Source organism: Rhizobium sp. WSM409 (assembly GCF_057653825.1).
In genome coordinates this window covers 3,474,163-3,495,550 of record NZ_CM172794.1, presented here as the reverse complement: position 1 = coordinate 3,495,550, position 21,388 = coordinate 3,474,163, and the positions used below count along the sequence as shown (strand labels likewise).

19 protein-coding genes are annotated in these 21,388 nt (G+C 59.6%); 11 read left to right on the top strand and 8 right to left on the bottom strand.

The window, feature by feature from the left end:
• The 3 genes from AC25BC_RS17380 to AC25BC_RS17370 are packed head-to-tail and all read right to left on the bottom strand — an operon-like array spanning position 1 to position 2,406.
• The gene (locus tag AC25BC_RS17380) at positions 1–336 is read right to left on the bottom strand and encodes a hypothetical protein (RefSeq protein WP_017961851.1); all 336 of its coding nucleotides are present in this window, start codon (positions 334–336) and stop codon (positions 1–3) included.
• Complete coding sequence (locus AC25BC_RS17375; protein ID WP_017995038.1) at positions 336–1,202, bottom strand: DUF6772 family protein; 867 nt, start codon at positions 1,200–1,202, stop codon at positions 336–338. The genes AC25BC_RS17380 and AC25BC_RS17375 overlap by 1 nt, the downstream gene beginning before the upstream one ends.
• A gap of 58 nt (positions 1,203–1,260) precedes the next feature.
• Positions 1,261–2,406: a mandelate racemase/muconate lactonizing enzyme family protein gene (locus AC25BC_RS17370; protein WP_128438280.1), complete on the bottom strand. Its 1,146-nt coding sequence runs from the start codon at positions 2,404–2,406 to the stop codon at positions 1,261–1,263.
• A 160-nt stretch (positions 2,407–2,566) separates the two neighbouring features.
• Between AC25BC_RS17370 and AC25BC_RS17365 the strand changes: the two genes are divergently transcribed.
• The 6 genes from AC25BC_RS17365 to AC25BC_RS17340 all read left to right on the top strand — a co-directional run bounded on the left by AC25BC_RS17365 (position 2,567) and on the right by AC25BC_RS17340 (position 8,330).
• Complete coding sequence (locus AC25BC_RS17365) at positions 2,567–3,325, top strand: FadR/GntR family transcriptional regulator (protein WP_012758791.1); 759 nt, start codon at positions 2,567–2,569, stop codon at positions 3,323–3,325.
• Positions 3,322–4,113 (top strand): SDR family NAD(P)-dependent oxidoreductase, encoded by a 792-nt coding sequence (locus tag AC25BC_RS17360; protein ID WP_113548515.1) that lies wholly within the window; start codon positions 3,322–3,324, stop codon positions 4,111–4,113. The genes AC25BC_RS17365 and AC25BC_RS17360 overlap by 4 nt, the downstream gene beginning before the upstream one ends.
• A gap of 132 nt (positions 4,114–4,245) precedes the next feature.
• Positions 4,246–5,493, top strand: coding sequence for an ABC transporter substrate-binding protein (locus tag AC25BC_RS17355; protein ID WP_012758789.1), 1,248 nt, complete (start codon positions 4,246–4,248; stop codon positions 5,491–5,493).
• Between the two features lie 11 nt (positions 5,494–5,504).
• Complete coding sequence (locus AC25BC_RS17350) at positions 5,505–6,428, top strand: carbohydrate ABC transporter permease (protein WP_128438279.1); 924 nt, start codon at positions 5,505–5,507, stop codon at positions 6,426–6,428.
• Positions 6,425–7,267, top strand: coding sequence for a carbohydrate ABC transporter permease (locus AC25BC_RS17345; RefSeq protein WP_128438278.1), 843 nt, complete (start codon positions 6,425–6,427; stop codon positions 7,265–7,267). The genes AC25BC_RS17350 and AC25BC_RS17345 overlap by 4 nt, the downstream gene beginning before the upstream one ends.
• Positions 7,268–7,280: 13 nt before the next feature.
• Positions 7,281–8,330: an ABC transporter ATP-binding protein gene (locus AC25BC_RS17340; protein ID WP_012758786.1), complete on the top strand. Its 1,050-nt coding sequence runs from the start codon at positions 7,281–7,283 to the stop codon at positions 8,328–8,330.
• A 58-nt stretch (positions 8,331–8,388) separates the two neighbouring features.
• On the opposite strand, the gene AC25BC_RS17335 is transcribed toward AC25BC_RS17340, so the two are convergent.
• Together AC25BC_RS17335 and AC25BC_RS17330 are read right to left on the bottom strand one after the other, a co-directional pair.
• Complete coding sequence (locus AC25BC_RS17335) at positions 8,389–9,387, bottom strand: ABC transporter permease (protein ID WP_003542537.1); 999 nt, start codon at positions 9,385–9,387, stop codon at positions 8,389–8,391.
• Positions 9,388–9,427: 40 nt separating this feature from the next.
• Positions 9,428–10,168, bottom strand: a complete 741-nt coding sequence (locus tag AC25BC_RS17330; RefSeq protein WP_012758785.1) for an ATP-binding cassette domain-containing protein — start codon at positions 10,166–10,168, stop codon at positions 9,428–9,430.
• A 259-nt stretch (positions 10,169–10,427) separates the two neighbouring features.
• On the opposite strand from AC25BC_RS17330, the gene AC25BC_RS17325 reads away from it, so the two are divergent.
• The 5 genes from AC25BC_RS17325 to AC25BC_RS17305 all read left to right on the top strand — a co-directional run bounded on the left by AC25BC_RS17325 (position 10,428) and on the right by AC25BC_RS17305 (position 14,667).
• Entirely contained in the window at positions 10,428–11,408 is a 981-nt protein-coding gene (locus AC25BC_RS17325; protein ID WP_128438277.1) for an NAD-dependent epimerase/dehydratase family protein, read from the top strand.
• 48 nt (positions 11,409–11,456) lie between these two features.
• Complete coding sequence (locus AC25BC_RS17320) at positions 11,457–12,443, top strand: substrate-binding domain-containing protein (protein ID WP_128438276.1); 987 nt, start codon at positions 11,457–11,459, stop codon at positions 12,441–12,443.
• A 195-nt stretch (positions 12,444–12,638) separates the two neighbouring features.
• Positions 12,639–13,421, top strand: a complete 783-nt coding sequence (locus AC25BC_RS17315; protein ID WP_041935569.1) for a FadR/GntR family transcriptional regulator — start codon at positions 12,639–12,641, stop codon at positions 13,419–13,421.
• 132 nt (positions 13,422–13,553) lie between these two features.
• A complete protein-coding gene (locus AC25BC_RS17310) occupies positions 13,554–14,147 on the top strand; it encodes an ankyrin repeat domain-containing protein (protein ID WP_012758781.1) in 594 nt (197 codons plus the stop codon).
• Positions 14,148–14,160: 13 nt separating this feature from the next.
• Positions 14,161–14,667, top strand: a complete 507-nt coding sequence (locus tag AC25BC_RS17305) for a YHS domain-containing (seleno)protein (protein ID WP_012758780.1) — start codon at positions 14,161–14,163, stop codon at positions 14,665–14,667.
• A 6-nt stretch (positions 14,668–14,673) separates the two neighbouring features.
• On the opposite strand, the gene AC25BC_RS17300 is transcribed toward AC25BC_RS17305, so the two are convergent.
• From AC25BC_RS17300 to AC25BC_RS17290, 3 genes are all read right to left on the bottom strand, one after another.
• On the bottom strand, positions 14,674–16,845 hold the full coding sequence (locus AC25BC_RS17300; RefSeq protein ID WP_164902983.1) for an adenylate/guanylate cyclase domain-containing protein: 2,172 nt from the start codon (positions 16,843–16,845) through the stop codon (positions 14,674–14,676).
• Positions 16,846–17,037: 192 nt separating this feature from the next.
• On the bottom strand, positions 17,038–18,825 hold the full coding sequence (locus tag AC25BC_RS17295) for an adenylate/guanylate cyclase domain-containing protein (protein WP_017995030.1): 1,788 nt from the start codon (positions 18,823–18,825) through the stop codon (positions 17,038–17,040).
• 147 nt (positions 18,826–18,972) lie between these two features.
• Positions 18,973–21,291, bottom strand: a complete 2,319-nt coding sequence (locus AC25BC_RS17290) for a membrane-bound PQQ-dependent dehydrogenase, glucose/quinate/shikimate family (RefSeq protein ID WP_128438274.1) — start codon at positions 21,289–21,291, stop codon at positions 18,973–18,975.
• Between the last annotated feature and the right edge of the window lie 97 nt (positions 21,292–21,388).

Sequence of the window (21,388 nt, the reverse complement as noted above, 5' to 3'; positions counted from 1 at the left end):
TCAGGCCTTCAGATGAAGGGTCACCAGCACGGTGCATTCAGCGCCATCGGCAAAGCGGGTCGCAACGCGCAGCCAATTGCCGAAGGCGTTGAGCCGGGCGACGGCAACGCCGTCCTGTTCGCCAGGCATGGCGAATTCCGTTCCTTCTCGAACCCAGTGCATGCCGTCAGGCGAGATCTCCACCCAACCCTTGGGTGCAGTGCCGACGGGAGGCTTCAATGCCCGAATAAAGAACACGGCTTCATGCGCCCAGCCGGCCTCATAGGGTTCGCTCGCGGCGTCGCCGCTCCAGCGCTCATTGCGGGTTATCACCGCCGTGATGTTTTCGGGAAGCATCAAAAATCCCCTGAAATGCAGATGGAATCGACGTAGAGAAAGGCACGCTTGGCGACATCCGTCTCGGCGAACAGGCAGAAGTTCAGCATGCACCAGAGGTTTTTCATCGCCGGAATCCGGATCGACTCGAAGCCGGACACATCGAAATTCCGGTCGTTGCACTGCAAGCCGGTCGCCTTCATGGAGGCAAGGTCGAAATCGAAGCGCATATAGCTCCAGTTCACCTTCGTCGGGATCTCGTTGTAGCAGAGCCGTTGTTCACCATCCGGCAAGTCCAGCCAGCCTTCAGGCGCCAGGTGATAGTGGCTAACGGTCTTGTCTTCCCGGCCGATGGCGGTGAAGGACGTGGTCTCACGTTTGTACTGCCATTTCTGCAGGTGCTTGCCGTCGAGTGCGTTGAGAAAGCGCAGATGTGGCATAACCCGCTCGCCGTCTCCGTCGCGATCACCGCATTGCAGGTCGAACAGGAAGCCGATCGATCGCACGTCGGTTTCCGATAGTTTCAGTTCCGTCGCCTCCGGCTTGAACGTGAAGAAAATCTCGAAGCGGATCGGCCCGCGCTTGCGGAAGGTATGGCGCTTGATTGCAACGTTCTGCGCACCGGGTTTCGCCTTTGTGGCGATCTTCAGCGCATAGGACGAATCCATACCGCCGTGGGATCCTGCATCCCAATGCCCGAGCGTTGAGAGCATGGCGCTCGAGTGCTGGGCAAAGCCGGGCAGCATGACGTCGAGGCTGTCCTCGTAATTGCCGACCAACTGTGACCAGCCGCAATGCCCGCGCGAAAAATCGTCAAAGGACAGGATGCGCGGCAGAGGATCGAAACGGCTGAGCGCCGGATCTGCGCGAAGCATGGCGAGCCTCATGGCTTCCATCATGTCGGTTGTGGAAGAGGGGACTGATGTCGTCATTATGGCGTTGACCTCACTGTATGCGGAGCCGTTTGACGGCGCCCCAATCGATTTCGATGCCGAGACCCGGCCGTGTCGGCACGTCGAGCCGGCCATTCTTCTGGCGTAGGCAGCCGGGCGCCAGATCGGCCAGGTCGCGCTTGAAGGGGCTAAGATCGCATTCGCATTCCATCACCCGGAAATTCGGAAGGGCGGCCGCCAGATGCGCGCTGGCCGTCTCGCAGATAATGCCGGACATGCCGATATGCGGGGCGTAGCCCACATCGTGCAGGGCGGCATAGTCGGCCATACGCCGTGTTTCGGATATGCCGCCGGCACGCGCGACATCCGGCTGCAGAATTGAAAGGGTTCGGTTGGCGACGAGACGGTGCGCCTGATCGGCGGTAAAGTTGCTCTCTCCGGCTGCGAGCGGCACGTCGCAGCGTTTGCGAAGTTCTACGTAGCCTTGCTCGTTTTCCGGCGCCAGCGGCTCCTCGAACCAGAAGTAGCCGTTGGCCGAAAGCGCCCTGCCGACTTCGATCGCCTGGTCCAGATCATAGGCCCAGTTGGCATCGACACAGAGTTCGATATCGTCGCCGGCGCGCTTGCGCAGCCGTTCGATGCGCCGGCAGGCTTCCCTGACGGGATTGGCCATCTTGACTTTGATGCGCGGGAATCCCTCGCCGATATAGCGCTCCAGTTCCCGATCCGCCTCAGCATCGTCGACCCAGTTTACGGCGGCGGCATAGACCTCGATCGCTTCCCGGCCGATGCCGCCAAGCAGCCTGGCGATCGGCATGCCGGCGGCCTTGCCCATGATGTCCCACAGCGCAATATCGACGCCAGCGATCGCCTCGATCAGCATGCCGCCGGCGCGGCCTGACAGCGAGCGCCGCATGGATTGCCAGAGCGCGCCGATATTGCGTGCGTCCTGTCCGATCAGCCGTGGCTTTAACGAGGTTTCGATCAGTTCCGCATAAGCCTTGGGCGAAAACCGGGCCAAAACCTCCCCGACGCCGACGATGCCGGCATCAGTGCGCACCTCGACGAGAACCATCGAGACCTTGTGATAGGTGCCCCAGGACGTGACGGTCGGTTTGGGCAGCGTCTGGCTGAGCGGATGGGCGACGACATCTGAAATGAGGATCGCCTGTCCGGTCGAACGTTGCACAGAATCCATCGGCTCTTTCGTTCCCAATGTTTTGCTCGCTGCTCTTGGTTTTGCTCGCTGCTTTGGGGCGTGTCTGTTATTCCTAGCTAGATGTTGGCGACTTGGCAACTGATAAACCTAGTTGCTAAGTTGGAAACTGCCTGTTAGCTTTGTGAATATGAGGACCGAGATGACTGAAATTCCCGAAAGGAAACCCGTTTTCACCGCCAAGCCGCCCAACCCTTCGCGGTTGGCGGATGGGGTGTCCGATGCGATTGCCGCCGCACTCTTTGATGGACGCATCTCGCCTGGCGAGCCGTTGCCGCCCGAAGGGGAGATCGCCAGGGAGTTCGGTGTCTCGAAGCCGATCGCCCGCGAGGCGCTTCGCCAGCTGACGGCAGCCGGGCTGATCTTCACCCAACAAGGCAAGGTTGCCCGCGCCAAGGCGCTGAGCGGCGACTCGATGGACAAAATCTACGGCTACGCGGTGCGTTCCAGTCTCAAGCGGCTGCGCGAAGCCAATGAAATGCGCCGCGTCGTCGAGACGGGAATTGCCCGGCTCGCTGCCGAACGTCGCGATCCGGAAGGTCTGGATATCATGCGGCAGGGCTTGGCGGGCATGCTGGCTTCCGTGCAGGAGCCTTCCGGCTTTACCGCCGCCGATATCCTGTTTCACCTTGGCCTTGCCGTGACGACGGGTAATTACATGATCCGCGTGCACATGGAGAGCATGCGTTCCGTGCAGCGCGAGGTGTCGGAATTGTTTTCACGTCGCGCCAATCGCAGCGACGCTGACTGGCGGGCAACGATTGACCGGCATCAGGCGATCTACGATGCAATTGCAGTTGGTGATGCCGATCTCGCCGAGCAAAAAATCCGGGAGCATTTCGAAGCTGCCGACATTGCCTCGCTCGAGGTGGCCGACAAGTTGAAAGATGCCGAGCGATGAGCGCCGCGCGCTTCTCACTGAAAGGCCGGCGCGTGCTGGTAACCGGTGGCAGTTCCGGCATCGGCCGAGCTGTTGCGCTTGGCCTTGCGGAGCATGGAGCGGAACTGATCCTGCATCATTTCGGCAATGAGACGGGTGCGCGTGAGGTGGCCCGGGCGACCGGCGGCACAGCGCCGGTACTGGAAGCAGACTTCACCGACGGGCGTGCGACGCGGGCTTTTGCCGATGAAGTGCTGGGAACATACGGCCCGATCGATATCCTCATTGCCAATGCCGCCATCGAACATCGGCGGCCCTGGCAGGAATTGGATGAGGCGCATGTCAACGCCCATGTGGCATCGAATTTCTCGGCGCTGCTGACGCTGACGGCAAAGCTGGTTCCACCGATGGCCGAGCGGGGCTGGGGCAGGGTCGTCGCCACAGGCAGTATCATGGCGGGGCGGCCGCGGGCGGAAACGGTTGTTTATGCGTCGCTCAAGGCGGCGCAGTTGACCGCGATCAGGTCGATTGCGCGCGAAACCGGCCATCGCGGCGTCACGCTGAATGTGGTTTCGCCGGGTGCGATCGAGATCGAAGCCAATGCCGCGCGCTACGGCGACCCGGCGTTCCGCAAAGCGGTAGCCGCCAAGATCCCTATGGGCAGGCCGGGCCAGCCGCAGGACCTGGTTGGGGCGTTTGTTTTTTTGTGCAGCGATGCTGCCAGCTACATTACGGGTGCAAATATCCCGGTCGACGGAGGATGGTCGATCGGAGACGCGCCCGGGAACCTTCCGCACGCTGCCGGGTGAGCGGCCTGCGGCAAGGTTTTCGAGATCATGCGGCGGAACCATCCGCCGCAGCTTGCAGCCAAATTCCAGGCGAATGCCGTTTGCATTCAGTCGGTGAAGGCTGATTGCCGACGACCAAAAAGGGAGGAAACCATGAAGGCCGCATTAGCAGGTATCGCAGCATCCGCGTTGACATTGTGCATATCGACGTCTGCCGTCTTCGCGACGGATCTCCGCATGACGGTCTGGACCGGGAGCGAGGCGCATCTGAAGATGCTGAATGGCATTGCGGAGAGCTTCAAAGCCACACACCCCGATGTGAACGTGAAGTTCGAGACCGTGCCGGTCAGCGACTACACGCAGAAACTGACCTTCCAGATCGCCGGCGGCAATGCTCCCGACATAGCCTGGATGATGGAGGATGCCGCTCCGGCTTTCGAAAACGCCAATCTTCTGATGGATCTCGGCCCGACGCTCAAGGCGGCGGAAGGCTATGATTTCGACGATTTTTCGAAGCCGGCCATGGGCCTCTGGCAGAAGGATGAAACGGTCTACGGCATTCCGTTCTCCACCTCGCCTTTCATGATCTACTACAACAAGGACATGTTCGACAAAGCCGGGCTCGAAGATCCGCTGACGCTCGCCACCAAGGGCGAATGGAACATGGACAAGTTCCAGGAAGTCTCCAAGAAGCTCGCGGAAACCAATCCCGGCAAATGGGGCTTCGAGTTCAAGGATGGCGAAGGCTATGCCTCTCGCATGACCCATGCCCTTCTGCCGCCAATCCGCGCCTATGGTGGCGATATCTGGTCGAACAAGGAATGCGGCTTCGACAAGCCCGAAGCGGTCAAGGCGGTCAAGCAGCTGCATGACATGGTCTTCAAGGACAAGTCCATCGTTCCGCCGGGCGAACAGGGCGATTACTTTTCCGGCAATTCGGCGATGACGGTCAACCAGATTTCCCGCGCTTCGAAGATGGCGGAAGCCGGCTTCAAGTGGGGCATCGCACCGTTGCCCACCGGCCCAGGTGGTGAGTCACCCGTTATCGGCCAGGCCGGTCTTGTTGTGTTCGCCCAAGGCAAGAATACGGAAATCGCCGCGGAATTCGTGGCGCATATGACCAACAAGGAAAACGTCGCCACCATGGCGCAGTTCTTCCCGCCCGCCCGCAAGAGCGTTCTGCAGGCCGATGCATTCATCAACGGCAACAAGCTCGTGCCGCCCGAGATGATGAAGAATGTGGCTGCCGCCATAGAAAAGGGCCGGGTGGTTTCGGCTAACGAAAAAGCGCCACAGATCCTTGCCGCCATGGCGCCTCGCGTCGATGCCTTGTGGAAGCCGGATGCCGATGTCGATGCCGCCATCAAGGGCATCTGCGCGGCAATCCAACCGCTGCTTTGATCAGAACGAAGATGGCCGATACCGTTCATAACTCCATTCGAACCGGCCAAAAGACCTGGCTGACGTTGAAGATGAGAGAGATGATGGAGGCGTGGCTGTTTGTCAGCCCCACCCTCATCGGTTTCCTCATCTTCTTCCTCGGTCCGCTCTGCGCAGTGGTCTATTATTCAATGACCGAATGGAACCTGCTCAGCCAGCAGGCCACCTTCGTAGGCCTTGCCAATTTTCAGAATGCGCTCTTCGAAAACCCTGACTTTTGGCTGGTGGTACGCAATTCGGTTATTTTCGCGATCGGTCTCGTGCCGCTCAACATGGCGCTCGCGCTCGCCTTGGCGCTCGCCCTTTCCCGGCCGTTCTTCGGGGTCGTGTTCTTTCGCACGGTGTTTTTCGCTCCCGTCATCACCTCGGCCATCGCCTGGGCGATCGTCTGGAATTTTCTGCTGCAGGGAGAAGGCGGTTTCATCAACCAGGTACTGGCGCTGGTCGGGATCACCGGCCCAAACTGGCTGCGTGAACCGAGCTGGGCGATGGCAGCGGTCATCGTGACCCGCGTCATCAAAATGGTCGGCCTCAACATGATCCTCTATATTGCGGCGCTGCAGGCAATCCCGCGGGACTATGAAGAGGCAGCGCGTCTGGAGGGCGCCTCACGCCGGCAGATTTTCAGCATGATCACCTGGCCGTTGCTGGCGCCGACCACGCTGGTCATCATGGTCATCACGACGATCGGCTCTTTCAAGGTCTTCGATCACATATACCAGATGACCGGTGGCGGCCCGGAAAACGGCACATTGGTGCTTGCCTTCTACATCTACCAGCAGGGCTTCAAGTTCTTCAATGTCGGCTATGCCTCGGCGCTCGCGATGATCATGTTCGTGATGATCATGGCGCTGACCCTGGTGCAGGTGATGCTGCGGAGAAAGGGATCGGAGTGACCCAGCCCCAAATCCAGATCCTCTACCGCGCCTGCTGGACGATCGCACTCTTGATCGCCGCCATTCCTTTTGTTTTCCCATTCGTTTGGATGGTATCTGCCGGCTTCAAGAGCGTGACCGAGATATTCGGTGCACCGACGCTTATTCCGCGCGTTTGGCGCTGGCAGAATTTCGTCGAAGTGTTCACATACCAGCCGTTCGCGCGGCAGTATTTCAACTCGCTTTACATCGCGATCGTGGTGACGGCGCTCACCCTCATCATCTCGTCTCTGGCCGGTTATGCGCTGGCGCGCATGCGGTTTGCCGGTGCCGGGCTGCTTATGCTTTTTCTAATCTCGGCGCTCATGGTGCCGGAGGAAGTGACGATCATTCCGAACTTCTTCCTCATGCGCTGGTTTGGTTTGGTGGATACTCACTGGCCGCTGATCCTGCTGCCCACCTTCGGCCCTCATGGGGTGATGGCAACGTTTCTGATGCGCCAGTATTTCCTGGCCCTGCCCAAGGAGTTGGAAGAAGCCGGCAAGATGGACGGCCTCTCACGCTTCGGCGTCTGGTGGAAGATAGCGCTGCCGATGGCGCGTCCGGCCCTGGCTGCGGTTTCCATCATCACCTTTCTGTTCTCATGGAACCTGTTCCTGGAGCCGCTGATCTTTCTGAGCTCGCTCGACATGTTCACGCTGCCTTTGGCCTTGTCGAACTTCAACGACAGCTACGGCTTGCCGCTGTGGAACCTGCAGCTTGCCGCTACAAGTCTTGCAGTGGTGCCGATCCTGATCGTCTATCTGATCGCCCAGCGGCAGATCATCGAAAGTTTTGCGCTATCAGGCGTGAAGGGATGAGGAATTTTCGTTCATGAGCAGTGTATCGCTTAAAGGCATCGAAAAACGCTTCGGCGCCGTCGAGGTCATCCGCGGCGTCGATCTCAGGATCGATCCGGGCGAGTTCGTCGTATTCGTCGGTCCGTCGGGTTGCGGCAAGTCCACCTTGCTGCGGCTGATTTCGGGGCTGGAATATCTCAGCGGCGGTGAGCTTGCGATTGGCGGCCGGGTGGTCAACGAAGTGCCGGCTTCGAAACGCGGTGTTGCCATGGTCTTCCAATCCTATGCCCTCTATCCGCACCTGACCGTCCGGGACAATATGGGTTTCGGGCTGAAGGTCCGCAAAGTTCCGGCACAGGAGCGTCAGAAGCGCGTCGATGAAGCAAGCGCCACGCTGAAGCTCGAAGCATTGCTCGATCGCTACCCCCGCGAGCTTTCCGGCGGTCAGCGGCAACGCGTCGCGATCGGCCGGGCCATCGTCGGAAATCCCGACGTCTTCCTGTTCGACGAACCGCTGTCGAACCTCGATGCAGAATTGCGCGTGCACATGCGCTCTGAAATCGCCGCGCTGCACAAGCGGCTCTCCACGACGATGATCTATGTAACGCACGACCAGATCGAAGCGATGACGCTCGCCGACAAGATCGTCGTTCTGCGCGACGGCCGCGTCGAGCAGGTCGGCTCCCCCCGGGACCTATACGAGCGGCCGGCAAATACCTTCGTGGCGCAGTTCATCGGGAGCCCAAAAATGAATCTGCTGCCTGCAGATATCGCGCCTTTGCTGACAGGCGCAACGGCAATGGATGCCGCCGCCGAGACCATCGGGATAAGGCCGGAGCATCTGACGGTCGTGGAACCTCGAGACGGGACGCTACGCGGAACCGTCGGGCTTTGTGAATATACCGGGGCAGTAACGCTGCTCCACGTCAAGCTGCCGGACGGGCACGATTGCCTCGTCCTGCACGACGGTCATGACACGAAGGCGGGAATCCAAATAGGGCTCACCGCCGATGTCTCGAAGGTGCACTTTTTCAAGGGCAACGGGCAGACAATAAAGCAGACCGAACGAGGTCGGACTGCTTGAACGTACGGCCGCTCTTGGCGCGCACGAGCCGCGGAAATCTCTTAAGAGCCGGGTTCGTCTACTCGCCCTGTCGTAAGTTGCGAAGTCGGTCGAAAAGGACGGCGAGCACGATTGCGCCACCGATAAAGCAACCTTGCCAGAACGCGTTGATGCCGAGCAAACCAAGACTGTTACGGATGACCTCGATGAGTGCGGCGCCGACCAAGGCTCCAAAGGCGGTGCCGACGCCGCCCGCCAGATTGGCGCCGCCGATAACCGCGGCGGCAATGACCTGAAGTTCCATCCCGGCGCCGATGTTTGTGGTGACGGCGCCGAGCCAGCCGGTCTGAATGATGCCGGCAACCCCCGCCGACAGGGCAGAAATCATATAGACGATGACCTTGATCCTCGGCACGGGAACGCCTGTCAGTGTCGCGGCGTGCTCATTGCCGCCGATCGCAAAGACATAGCGGCCGAACTTGGTCCAGCGCAGCACGAAACCGGTAATGAGTGCCAGCACGACCATGTAAAGCACTGGATTGGCGATGCCAAAAACCCAGGCGCCGCCACCCAGCGCCAATAGTTTGTCGTGATCAGGTCCGAATTCAAAAACCACAGTGTTGTTGGATGCAACCATCGCAAGGCTGCGCGCAATCGACAACATGCCGAGCGTGACGACGAAAGGGGGGAAGCCGAGATAGGCAATCAAGACGCCGTTGAAAGCGCCGACCAAAAGAGCCGTACCGATCGAGGCGGCGATGCCGACTTCAATACTGTATCCCGCATGCATGACGACCGCCAGCACCATGCTGCACAGGCAAAGTACGGAGCCGACGGACAAATCGATGCCGCCGGTGATGATGACCAGCGTCATGCCCAGCGCGATAATTGCGACGAAGGTGACGTTGCGGGTGATGTTGTAGATGTTCTTCGCCGTCGCAAAGGAGTCCGTTGCCATCGACAGAAAAATGCAGGCTAGAATGACTGCAATCAGCACCCAGAATGTCTGGCCGCTCATGATCGTTGCAAGCCAGCTCCGTTGCTTCTGTCCGATCGTTTGGTCAAGTGTAATCGCCATCGTCGACCTTCTTCCTTCCTGTTGCAACGGATAGCATCGATCACACCTGTTCGATGGCGCCGGTGATCAGTCCCGTTACTTCCTCCGGCGAACTTGCCGCAATCTGCTTGTCGGCTACTTTTCTGCCTCGCCGCATCACGATCACACGGTCGGCGACCGAAAAGACGTCGGGCATGCGGTGGCTGATCAGGACAACGACAATGCCCCGGTCCCGCAATTGGCGGATCAGATTCAGAACCTCAGCGACCTGGCGCACGGAAATGGCTGCGGTCGGCTCGTCCATCAATACGATTTTTGCTTCCGACAGCATCGTGCGGCCGATCGCGACCGCTTGCCGCTGGCCACCTGACATTTGCTTGACGAGATCGCGCGCCCGCGTCTCGGATTTGAGCTCGCGAAATATCTCGCCGGCGCGCTTGTACATGGCCTTGTGGTCGAGGATGCGAAGAGGCCATACGCCGCGGCGCAATTCTCGTCCCAGGAACACGTTCGCTGCCGCCGTCAGATTGTTGCAGAGCGCCAAGTCCTGGTGAACGATCTCGATGCCATGCTGGCGCGCTTCCTTCGGCCGATGAAGCACGAGATCGGCGCCGTCGAGCCGCATGGTTCCATGGCTCGGCCGGAAGTTGCCGGCGATCATCTTCACCAGTGTGGACTTGCCAGCCCCGTTGTCGCCCATGAGGCCGACAACCTGCCCCGCTTCGAGTGAAAACGAAACATCGTTGACTGCCTGGATGGCACCGAAATGTTTCGAAATATTGCTGAGCTCAAGAACCGCCACCAGCCTCCTCGCCTCCCAAAACCTGCGGGCTATCCATCACACCAAACCCTGCTTGTCTTCGAGGCAAGGCTCCGGCGAGTTCTCTTTTCCAGTATCCTCCCAGGAAAAGCGATCGGGAGCATTTACGCAAAACCCTGTGACAGCGTCAACTCATTGTCCCGGCTATTGACCTTATTGTCGCAAAAATCTGTTTTGTCAGACAAATATCATTTGACGAAAGTGGCGCCCGGATATTAGCTATCAATGGGGGAGAAAGAGCATGCTGATCCTTGTGACCGGTGCGACGGGCAAGGTCGGGCGGCGCTTCATTGCTGGGCTGCTTGACGATCCGAGATTTTCCAAAGCCCGTATTCGTGCGCTTTGTCATAATCGTTTGTACGAGGCGACCGACCGTGTCGAGGTCTTCCAAGGCTCGATCGCCGATCGCGATGTCGTGGCAAAGGCGCTGGATGACGTTACCCATGTCGTGCATCTCGCCACATGCAAGGAAACGCCTGAAGACATCATGGATGTCACGGTCAAAGGTCTCTTTTGGCTGCTCGAGGAGTTCCGTGCGAGCGTCACGGCACGCCAGTTCATCCTGATCGGTGGTGATGCGGGTGTGGGACATTTCCACTATCGCCACGACGGCCCGATCACCGAGAACGCCCGCCATTGTGCCTATCCGGGAAGCTATGCGCTGTCCAAAGTCCTGGAAGAGGTGATGCTGGAGCAGTTTGGCATTCAGTATGGCCTCAATGGCTGTTGTCTGCGCGCCCCCTGGATCATGGAAAAGGACGATTTCAAGTATTCGCTGTCTTTTGGAGACGACGTCTTTGGCGGTCCGGACTGGAAGACGCTCGTTCCTGAAGACGCGGCACGACGCTATGCGGCGATGGGTACGGTGCCGCTGCTCTTGGATGCCGACGGACGTGCACTGAAACGCAATTTCGTCCATGTCGACGACCTTGTGTCGGCAATATTGGCAGCGATCGACAACCCCCGGGCGGAGCGGCAGCTCTTTAATATCTGCATGGATCGACCCGTCGACTATGCTGAAGTCGCCGCCTATCTCTTGCGCACGCGCAATCTCGGCTCTGTCGACATACCGAGCCGCTTCCATTCGAATTGGATGGACAACAGCAAGGCCAAATACCTGCTGGATTGGCAGCCAAACTACGATCTCGATATGCTTATCGACTCGGCCTGGCAATACGAGCGTTCGAAGGAGGAGCCTCGCATCGTCTGGTATCCGGGTTGATTTCGTGTGGCGGGCACGCGGTGTCCGTCTGTTTCAAGGGAGGAAACTATGAGGAAGGCATTACTACTTACAGCCGCAGTTTTAGCACTGACCGCCGGGCAGGCCTTGGCCAAGAAGCAACTTGTCATCGTCGTCAAAGGCCTCGACAATCCGTTCTTCGAAGCAATCAATCAAGGTTGCCAGAAATGGAACAAGGAGAACCCCACGGCGGAATACGAATGCTTCTACACCGGTCCGGCATCGACATCCGATGAAGCCGGCGAAGCGCAGATCGTTCAGGATATGTTGGGCAAGGCGGACACGGCTGCAATCGCAATCTCGCCGTCAAATGCAAAGCTGATCGCCCAGACCCTGAAGACGGCCAATCCGACGGTTCCGGTGATGACGCTCGATGCCGATCTTGCCGCCGAGGATGCAGCGTTGCGCAAGACCTATCTCGGCACCGACAACTATCTGATGGGCGCCCGCATCGGCGAATACATCAAGAAGGGCAAGCCGAAGGGCGGCAAGATCTGCACCATCGAAGGCAATCCGGGAGCGGACAATATTCTACGCCGCGCACAAGGAATGCGCGACACGCTTACTGGCCAGAAAGGCTTGACCGAGCTGAAAGGCGAGGGTGGCTGGACCGAGGTCGCCGGTTGCCCGGTGTTCACCAATGACGACGGTGCCAAGGGCGTTCAGGCAATGACCGATATCCTCGCGGCCAATCCCGACTTGGACGCATTCGGCATTATGGGTGGCTGGCCATTGTTCGGTGCACCGCAACCCTATCGCGACCTGTTCAAGCCGCTGGCTGACAAGATCGCCAGCAACGATTTCGTCATTGGTGCCGCCGATACGATCGGCGACGAGGTCGCCATTGCGAAGGAAGGGCTGGTGACAGCGCTCGTCGGCCAGCGGCCATTCGAGATGGGCTACAAGGCACCGTCGGTGATGATGGATCTGATTACCGGCAAGCCGGTTGAAGATCCGGTCTTCACCGGGCTCGATGAGTGCACGAAGGATACAGTCGATACCTGCATTCAAAAGTAGGTTTCACGGTTTGGCGCACCCGGTTCAAGGGTGCGCCGAACTGCCCCACGAGACGGATCGAGAGATCCGCTGGGCTTGACGCGCCCTGAATTCCGCGCTTTGTGCCGGCGTCAATCGCAGGCGACTTCCTCGTTATTACGATTGTTTTGATCATACGTGCAGACAGTCGAAAGAATGCTGAGGCAGTAGAAATAAATGCCTGACAAAAAATCGGGAAAGCCAACGGCTACGGTCGAGGTGGAGATGGTTGACCGCTCGACCACCACAAGGCGCCCAAATTCTCCCCGCATGACTGGGGCGAGTGTTCATGTGTCTTTGGCAGGCGAGATCGGTCTGCGAATCGTGCGCGGCGACTATCCGCCGGGCACAATCCTGCCAAATGAGGCAAAATGGTCGGAAGTCTTTGACGTCAGCCGATCGGCGGTGCGCGAAGCGATCAAAATGCTGATGGCCAAGGGCCTGCTTTCTTCCCGCCCGAAAATCGGCAGTTGGGTCGAACCCAAGGAACGTTGGAACCTGCTGGATCGAGATGTCTTGGGCTGGTATGCGGCATCTCCTGATCGCGAATCCTTTCTGAGGGCCGTGCAAGAACTCAGGCATATGATCGAGCCGGAAGCGACTGCGCTTGCTGCGGAGCGCCGAACTGACGAGCAGATGACCGCGATCAGTCAGGCCCTGCACGATATGGATCAGGCGACATCGCTCCAGCAGCGAACAGAATCCGATGCGCGATTTCACATCGCGATCTTGCGCGCCTCGGGAAATGATCTGTTGGTACCGCTCGGCGTATTGATCGAATCGGCGCTGAACCACCTCTTCGCCCATGTAACGCGGGAGGAAGACAACTTGCGGTACGCGCTGAAACTTCACGAAAATATTGAGAAAAACATTCGACTGCAGCGGCCGAACATGGCGCGCAATGCAGTCCGCAAGGCGTTGGCAAATACCGACGACATCATAGCCCGGTGGTCGCGATAGATTTTGCATCCTGTCAGGATGGCGCGTTGCCGACAGCTTGATGCAGGGGAATTCAACCTCCTGCGATCCTCGGTGCCTACCCAAAACCCGCGGCTTGTGCTATTTTCCTTGGCAACCTTCGGGGGCTGAGCCATGCGTGGGCTGCTTGCATCGGTGACGTTGATTTTCACAGCGACGGTGGCCGCTGCGGGGAGCCCCTTGTTCGATGCCGTTGCCACCGGCAACACCGCCGTCGTCGAGCAGGTTCTGGCTACCGGTGCCGATGTCGACAGCCGGACACGCGATCAGGCAACACCTCTCATTAACGCCGCGCTCGGAGCCCAGCTTCCCATAGCTGAATTGCTGATCGGCAAAGGCGCCGACGTCATGGCTCGGAATTCAGGCGGCTTTACGCCGCTTCATGCCGCGGCCTTTTCCGGCAGCTTGCCGATCAGCAAACTGCTTCTCCACCACGGCGCGACGCTCGACGATGCGGCCAACAAAGCGGGTGTGACGCCGCTGATGGTCGCCGGTGAGGAAAACCACGTCGCTCTCGCCACGTTTCTTCTCGCTGAGGGGGCTGACGTCGGTCATGCGGAGGTTCATGGCTACACGCCAATCACGCGAGCGATCTGGAAGGGCAACACCGACATCGTGCGGCTTTTCAAGCGGCATGGCGCGCCTTGCCCTCCGGCCAGCCGCATTGGCGAAAAAGAATACGCGAAGTGCATGGAAATTCATGATTGAATAGGAGGCGCAGATGTATGCGGGGACCATAAGCGGTGCGCGAGGAATTGGGCATTCTATGGCGGTGATCCTTCTGGCTTTGGCAGCTGTCGGTGGATCGCGGGCTTTCGCCGACGACTCGGTAAACACGGGCTACTTCGGCGGCGTGGCGATCATGGGATACGACCCCGTCGCCTATTTCACCGAAGGCAAAGCGGTGAAAGGCTCCGAGGAATTCTCCCACGAATGGCTGGGGACGCCGTGGCTTTTCGCCAATGCCAAACACCGCGAAATGTTCATCAGCGAGCCGATCAAATATGCGCCTCAGTATGGCGGTTACTGCGCGGGCGAGGTGGCTCTGGGGTCGGTGACGATCAACGTCGATCCGGAAGCGTTCAAGATCATCGACGGCAAGCTTTACCTAATCTACGACAAGGGATCGGCCGAGGGGTTTGCCGCTCATGTGGCCGAGGCAGTGCCGAAAGCCGACAGCAACTGGCCGAAGGTCGCCGCCGATCTCGAACGGGATCAGTATCACTGACCGCGGCTATTTGACGGGCGAAAAATAGAAGACCTTGGTGGAGTTCACGTAAGCATAGCTGGTTTCTGCGGGCGAGTTTGCAGGTCTGTAGACCGGGCCGCAATCGGCTCGTCCAAATGCGTTTTCACTCTGCTCGCAAAGCATGTCGCCATTGACGAAAACCGTTCCGGTGATCATCTGCGTCGCCGAGCGGAAGGCCGCCTTGCCGTCGCGTTCGATTTGCATGAGTGCAGGGCTTCCTGAGGGCTCGGTCTTGCCCCGGAGGAGTTTACCGATGACGGTGCTTGCGATTTCTTCACCGTGCAGCCGATCCTGCTCATTGCCCTTGAAACCGAACGGCCATTCCGGCAGGCCGGCCTCGCGCAGGGCATCGAGGATAAACACCAAATCCTGCTCGTTGCGGAAATGGGCATTGCTGATACGCCAGCCCGCCAGGGAATCGCGTCCAGCCACAAAGCGAATTCCTTCGGCGACAGTTGCACGAGCGTCATCGAGGCGACCGGCACGGGCATAGGCCATAGCGAGTGGGGTAACGAAATCGCCATTTCCCGGAGAACCATCGCGCGCGCGTTCGAAGCTGTCGATGGCCTTCGTGTAGTCGCGCTGCAAATAAAACACCAGGCCGGCCGTATATCGGTTGATGGCGGAGAGGTTCGGATCGTGCCTGAGCGCCGTCTCGACGGCCGCGCCGGCTTCGGCATGATTTCCGGAGAACAGTTGAACGTATGCCAACGCCATATGAGCTTCGGCATCGGCAGGCCCAAGCGATACTGCCTGCTGCGCCGAGGCGACCGCCTGCTCGTAGCGGCGGTCGACGACTTGCATGACGGCAAGCACAGCGTATGGCGATGATAGAACCGGGTCGAGAGCCAGCGCGCGGCTTGCCTTCTCGTAGGCTCTTTTTCGCGCCAACGCGCTCTGCAGAACGTCGTCGTACGCGCTTCGCCAGACATAAGCGGTCGCATGCGCGTCGGCCGCGAAGGCCTCTGCAAAACCGGGGTCGAGCGCCTCCGCCTTGTCAAAGAGCGCCAGTGCCTCGAGCAGCCGGGAACGGCGGCCGGTGCGCGTCGCCTGCTCAGCACGAAGGTAGTAGTCGTATGCCTCGAGATTGGCGGTCGGCGGACGGGTAATCCGTTCCGCCTCGGATTGAGTGAGTTTTAGGCCGAGCGCTTCGGCAATCTGCCGGCTGAGCTCATCCTGCACAGCCATGACATCTGCCGCGGCGCGATTAAATCGGTTAGCCCACAAGTGGTCACCGCTTGCGGCATCGCTCAGCTGTGCATTGACGCGGATTTGATCGCCTATCCGTTGCACGCTGCCCTCAACGATAAAACGCACGCCGAGATCGCGTCCGATGTCGGCCAAAACGAGAGGCTTGCCTTTGTATGCAAACACCGAATTATGACCGATGACGTCAAGGTCCGAAAGCATGGTCAGATCGGCAATCAGGCTGTCTGTAATGCCATCGGTGAAATAATCCTGGCCGGCGTCGCTACTCAAATTGGCGAAAGGAAGCACCGCGACAGATGGACGTTGGGGCACAAATGGCCATTGCCATGCGAGGACAATCGCAGTGGCCGCAATCAACAGTGCTGCAAGTGTGGCTAGGATGACCGCCCGGCGGCGCGGCCGACGGGAGGCGACGACCTTGCCTGCCTCGGAGGGATCTAACAGAACACGATAGACGCGAACGGGATCGGCTATGTTCTTCAGTCGCTGCTCACCAAGAGCCGAGAAGCCGACATCAGCCTTGTGTACCGTGTGATCGAATGCGGTGCCGGATATGCAAATCCCGCCGGGCTGGGCAAGGCTCTCCAGGCGCGCCGCTATGTTGACGCCGTCTCCATGAATGTCCTCTCCTTCGACGATGACATCGCCGAGATTGACGCCGATGCGGAAAAGCATTCGCTGCTCGGGCCGCAGGGCCGCATTGCGTTCCGCCTTTTGTTGCTGGATTTTGACGGCGCAGCGCAAAGCATCCACCACGCTGTGGAACTCAACCAGAATCCCGTCGCCCATGGTCTTAATCAGGCGGCCGTGATGCGTGGCGATCTTCGGTTCGAAGAGTTCGTGGAGGTCGGTGTGGAAGCGGATACGCGTTCCCTCTTCGTCGATCTCGCTCAGGCGGCTATAACCGACCACATCCGCAATCAGGACTGCTGCAAGGCGGCGCTCCATATCAGCTCTTTCCGGGTGTCCGATCCCTTACCGATATCTTACAGCAGGTGCCGTGCCGTTGCCATTACAGTTGCCCGAAGTGGCATCACGTTCGCGGGTCACATGCTCCCGTGGAGAGGGCGTGACCTGAGGCTTGTCGCGCGTCCGCCATAACATGTGCTGTTCGCCGTATCGGCTCGACAGCAGTTCCCCTCAACATAGACCAAGATCTGAACCGGTAAGTCCTGCCTTACGAAGTCCTTCCACGCGGCGGTCAAAGTCCTCGGGGTTTCGAAATGGAAGGACCCGCCGGCGGCGCTCGACAGAAAAATCAGGATTGATCCTGAGTGCCTTTTCCCAGGCCTGCCGGCTCTCCTCCGGCCGGTCGAGGTGCCCATAGCATGAGGCAAGCAGGGCGTAGGCGGTCTCCGACTGAGAGTTTTGTTGGAGCCGCTGCTCGATGGCTGCAATCGCTTGTTCATACTCGCCGAGAGAAAAGTGCGCATCGGCGCGAAATTGGAAGAGAATTTCCGGATGGTGCGGATCGAGCCGCATCGATGCATCGAGTGTTTCCAGGGCGCCGGCGGGATCGCCGGAGAATATCTGGATATGGGCCATCAGCAACAGGAGCTCGGCGGAGTTGGGCTGTAGCGCGAGGCCCTGCTGCACCTCCGCCTGCGCCCGGTCCAGTTCCCGGTTCCACATGCAAGCCATGCCCAGTGCGAAGCGGCCGTTGGGCTGTTCCTCGGCCATCTCCACGGCCTTCTGCGCGAGATCCATCCCGATCCGCAGCGAGCCTTCCGGATCGGTGCTCCAGGCGTTGACGTAGTCGAGCACGTGGGTGAAGGAAATGAGGGCCTGGGCGGCCGCATATTGCGGATCGACGGCAATGGCGTCGGCCGCCAGGCTGCGGGCGGCTCTGTTTCCGGTTCGGGTGTGGGACGACGCCTGCTCGCGGCCACGTAACAACAACTCGTAAGCGTCGACATTGAGTGCGCGCCCTTGGGCCAATCGGTCTTGGTCACCATGCGTGAGGTTCAGCCTGAGCGCGGCCACGATCTCCTGCGTGAGCTCATCCTGAACCGCGAAAATGTCGGTGAGGTCGCGATCGAACCGGCTGGCCCAGATATGTCCGCCATTGCTGGCGTCGATCAATTGGGCGGTGACACGCACTCGGTTGCCGGCCTTGCGGACGCTGCCTTCGAGGACATAGCGGACGCCGAGCGCCTTGGCCATGGCAGGCACGGAGGCCGTTACATTCTTGTAGACGAAGGATGAGTTGCGGGCGATGACGTGCAGTTCGGACAGCTTGGAGAGATCGGTGATGATGTCCTCGCTGATACCGTCGGAAAAATACTCTTGTTCGGCATCGCCGCTCATGTTGTTGAACGCCAGTACGGCGATGGACGGCTTGTCGGGAACGGCCGGAGCCGACGGCATTTCGATTGCGGGCCGCACCTGTCGTGCCGAGTTCGGCTCCGGAGTTCCGATCTGAAGTGAATAGACCTGCATCGGTTCAGCGATATTCTTGAGCTCAATTTTACCGAGATCGGTGACGGCAAGATCAAGCCGCGCTTTCACCTGGCGGTAGGCATCTTCGGAAAGACAGATGGCGCCGGGCTTGGCAATTCCTTCCAACCGCGCGGCGATATTGACGCCGTCGCCCATCAAGTCGCCGTCGTTTTCCTCGACCACATCTCCCAGATGGATCCCGACCCGGAACTCGATGCGATGCTCTGACGGCACGCCGATATTGCGCTCGACCATGGCGGTCTGCACTTCGATCGCGCAACGCACGGCGTCGACGACGCTGCGAAACTCGATGAGGCTTCCGTCTCCCGTTCGCTTGACGACCCGGCCATTGTGCACGGCAATTGTTGGATCGACCAGGTCGCTGCGCAGCGTTCTCAACCGCGCCAGGATGCGATCCTCGTCCGCACCGGCGAGGCGGCTGTAGCCGACCACATCTGCGACCAGGATCGCCGCCAGTTTTCGCGTCACGTTCGTAAGTCCCAATTCCTCGTCGGATCAAAGTAACACAGTGTGACCGACAACGCCGCCAAATCCGATTGCCTTCGCTAAGAAGCGGTCCGGTGGCCGGTTGCTTAGACTTGAAGATAGTCGGTGAACGTTATGCGATATCTGTGGCTAAGCTCCGTCTTTTAGAGAGAAGGCAAGGACGTAGTCGCCGACGTCTTTCGAATAGGGTGCGCCGCCAACCGATATCAGGACATATTGCTTGCCTGTTTTCGGTGAGACGTAGGTCATGGGCGTTGCGCTCGAGCCGACCGGCAGGGGGTATCTCCAGAGCTCGGCACCGTTCTCGGCATCATAGGCACGGATATAATAGTCCTGGAAGCCAGCGAAGAAGACGACGCCGCCGGCGGTCGCAGACGTGCCGGCGTAGCTCGGCAGGCCCATCGGCATAGGCAGTTTGGTTTTGATCTTGAACGGCCCGAGTTCTTCGGCTGTACCGGCAGGAACCTGCCACGCGATCTTGCGCGTCTTCAGATCCACTGCAGTGACGGTGCCGAAGGGCGGTTGCGTGCAGGGAACGCGGAGCCTCGATGTCCACATCTCGGTGGCCATGGCGTAAGGCGTACCGCGCTGGGGGGCGGAGGGGCCGTGCGCGGTCGTGGTGAGGGCAAAGTCGACATACTCCTCGCGTGGGATGAGTGCGAAGAGACTGGGGACGCGGATATCGTTCATGAAGACCCTGTTGTTGGGCAGATCGACCGATACGCTTCCCCAATTGAGGCCACCCAGATTTCCCGGCTGCTGGATCGCATATTGCGTGCCGATCGGGGTGAAGTCGCCGTCATAGCGCATCTTGCGGAAGGCGATGCGACATGCCAGCTGATCGAACATCGTCAGGCCCCAGGCCATCTGCTCCGTCACGCGCTCCGCACCGATTGTCGGCATGCCGACGGAGTAGGGCTGCGTTGGGGAGAGTTTCTCTTCCGGCACGCCGCCTTGCTGCGGCACCGGCTTCTCCTGAACGTCGGCAAGCGGCGTGCCGGTTCGGCGGTCGAGGAGAAAAAGCTGCCCGCGTTTGGTGGTCTGCAGCAGAGCAGGCATGGTGGCGCCATTGCCGTCAGGCAGGTCGATCAGGACCGGTTGAGCGGGCAGATCATAGTCCCAGATGTCGTGATGCACGGTCTGGAATTTCCATTTTTCCCGACCCGTCGTCACATCGAGTGCCACCAATGTCGCATTGTATTGATCGGCGAAGGGAGGGCGATTGACGCCGTAATAATCCGGCGTGGTATTGCCGAGCGGTGCATAGATAAGGCCAAGCTTGTCGTCGAATGCGGCCGTCGTCCACATGTTGGGCGTGGCCCGCGTGTAAGTCTGGCCCTTCGGCGGGAGTTTGGTGATCTCCGGGTTGCCGAGATCCCATGCCCATTCAAGCTCGCCGGTGACGACGTTGAACGCACGAATGACGCCAGAGGGTTCGCCGACCTCCTGATTGTCCGTGACCCAGCCTCCGACGACGATCAGGTTGCGGGCAATCAGCGGCGCCGATGTCTGGAAATAATAGCCCGTCTTGACTTCGCCCATGCCCTGGGAAAGCTGCACGGTGCCATTGACTCCGAAGTCCTTGCAGGGCGTGCCGGTCCTGCTGTCGATCTCCAGGAGACGGGCATCGATCGTCGTCTGCACCAGGCGCTCATTGCAAAGACCATCGGCGGACTGGGCTTCCGTCGGCATCTTGTAGTAACCGAGGCCGCGGCAGCGTTGCCAATAAGGCGCCGTCGCCTTGGGATCGAAAGCCCAGCGGGGTTTGCCGGTATCTGCATCGAGCGCTGCGATCACATCTGTCGGCGTGCAAGTGTAGACCGTATCGCCGATCTGCAGAGGCGTGTTCTGATCGGCGCCATCGCCTTTTCCGGTGCGATATGTCCAGGCGAGATCGAGCTTGGAAACATTGCCGCGGTTGATCTGATCGAATGGGGAATAACGATCTCCTGCCGTGGTGCGGCCATAGGATGGCCAGTCGGAGGGAGAGTTGTCGCCCTTGGCGGTTTTATAGGCGGTGATGTCGGCGGAGGGGCGGATGATCCCATGCGGCACGAAGCTGAGACCGAAACCCGCGACAAAGATGAGAGCGGTCACCAAGGCGCCGCCATAAAAGAGCTTCCGGTTGGCGGCCGGGGAAAGCGATGGTGCAAAGAGAAGGGCAAAGCCCGCCAGCGCGATGGGGGACATCAAGCGGGCAAACAGCGCCCAGAAATTGAGACCCGACTCCCATAGCGCCCAGGGAAGGGTGAAAACGGCGACCAGCAGGACGATGAGCCCGCCTGCCGTCTTCCGGCGCCACAGCAGAAGCGCGGCAACCAGATAGGCAAGCCCGATGATGGCGTAATAGGGCGAGCCGCCGAGGCGCAGCAGCCAGGCGCCGCCGCCGATCAGCGCCAATCCGATAAGGGCTAGAACAATACAGAACAGGGTGGCCAGAAATTTCATAGTCTCCTCATCCAATCCGCCGCCCGATCACCTGGATTCCAACTCCGACCGTCGCATGGCCCTCGGGAAGCACAGGGCCATGGGTTGATGGTCAGAG

Bases quoted from the DNA above. Each gene is read 5' to 3' on its own strand.
- AC25BC_RS17380 (WP_017961851.1), bottom strand. From the start codon at position 336: ATGCTTCCCGAAAACATCACGGCGGTGATAACCCGCAATGAGCGCTGG.
- AC25BC_RS17375 (WP_017995038.1), bottom strand. From the start codon at position 1,202: ATGAGGCTCGCCATGCTTCGCGCAGATCCGGCGCTCAGCCGTTTCGAT.
- AC25BC_RS17370 (WP_128438280.1), bottom strand. From the start codon at position 2,406: ATGGATTCTGTGCAACGTTCGACCGGACAGGCGATCCTCATTTCAGAT.
- AC25BC_RS17365 (WP_012758791.1), top strand. From the start codon at position 2,567: ATGACTGAAATTCCCGAAAGGAAACCCGTTTTCACCGCCAAGCCGCCC.
- AC25BC_RS17360 (WP_113548515.1), top strand. From the start codon at position 3,322: ATGAGCGCCGCGCGCTTCTCACTGAAAGGCCGGCGCGTGCTGGTAACC.
- AC25BC_RS17355 (WP_012758789.1), top strand. From the start codon at position 4,246: ATGAAGGCCGCATTAGCAGGTATCGCAGCATCCGCGTTGACATTGTGC.
- AC25BC_RS17350 (WP_128438279.1), top strand. From the start codon at position 5,505: ATGGCCGATACCGTTCATAACTCCATTCGAACCGGCCAAAAGACCTGG.
- AC25BC_RS17340 (WP_012758786.1), top strand. From the start codon at position 7,281: ATGAGCAGTGTATCGCTTAAAGGCATCGAAAAACGCTTCGGCGCCGTC.
- AC25BC_RS17335 (WP_003542537.1), bottom strand. From the start codon at position 9,387: ATGGCGATTACACTTGACCAAACGATCGGACAGAAGCAACGGAGCTGG.
- AC25BC_RS17325 (WP_128438277.1), top strand. From the start codon at position 10,428: ATGCTGATCCTTGTGACCGGTGCGACGGGCAAGGTCGGGCGGCGCTTC.
- AC25BC_RS17320 (WP_128438276.1), top strand. From the start codon at position 11,457: ATGAGGAAGGCATTACTACTTACAGCCGCAGTTTTAGCACTGACCGCC.
- AC25BC_RS17315 (WP_041935569.1), top strand. From the start codon at position 12,639: ATGCCTGACAAAAAATCGGGAAAGCCAACGGCTACGGTCGAGGTGGAG.
- AC25BC_RS17310 (WP_012758781.1), top strand. From the start codon at position 13,554: ATGCGTGGGCTGCTTGCATCGGTGACGTTGATTTTCACAGCGACGGTG.
- AC25BC_RS17305 (WP_012758780.1), top strand. From the start codon at position 14,161: ATGTATGCGGGGACCATAAGCGGTGCGCGAGGAATTGGGCATTCTATG.
- AC25BC_RS17300 (WP_164902983.1), bottom strand. From the start codon at position 16,845: ATGGAGCGCCGCCTTGCAGCAGTCCTGATTGCGGATGTGGTCGGTTAT.
- AC25BC_RS17290 (WP_128438274.1), bottom strand. From the start codon at position 21,291: ATGAAATTTCTGGCCACCCTGTTCTGTATTGTTCTAGCCCTTATCGGA.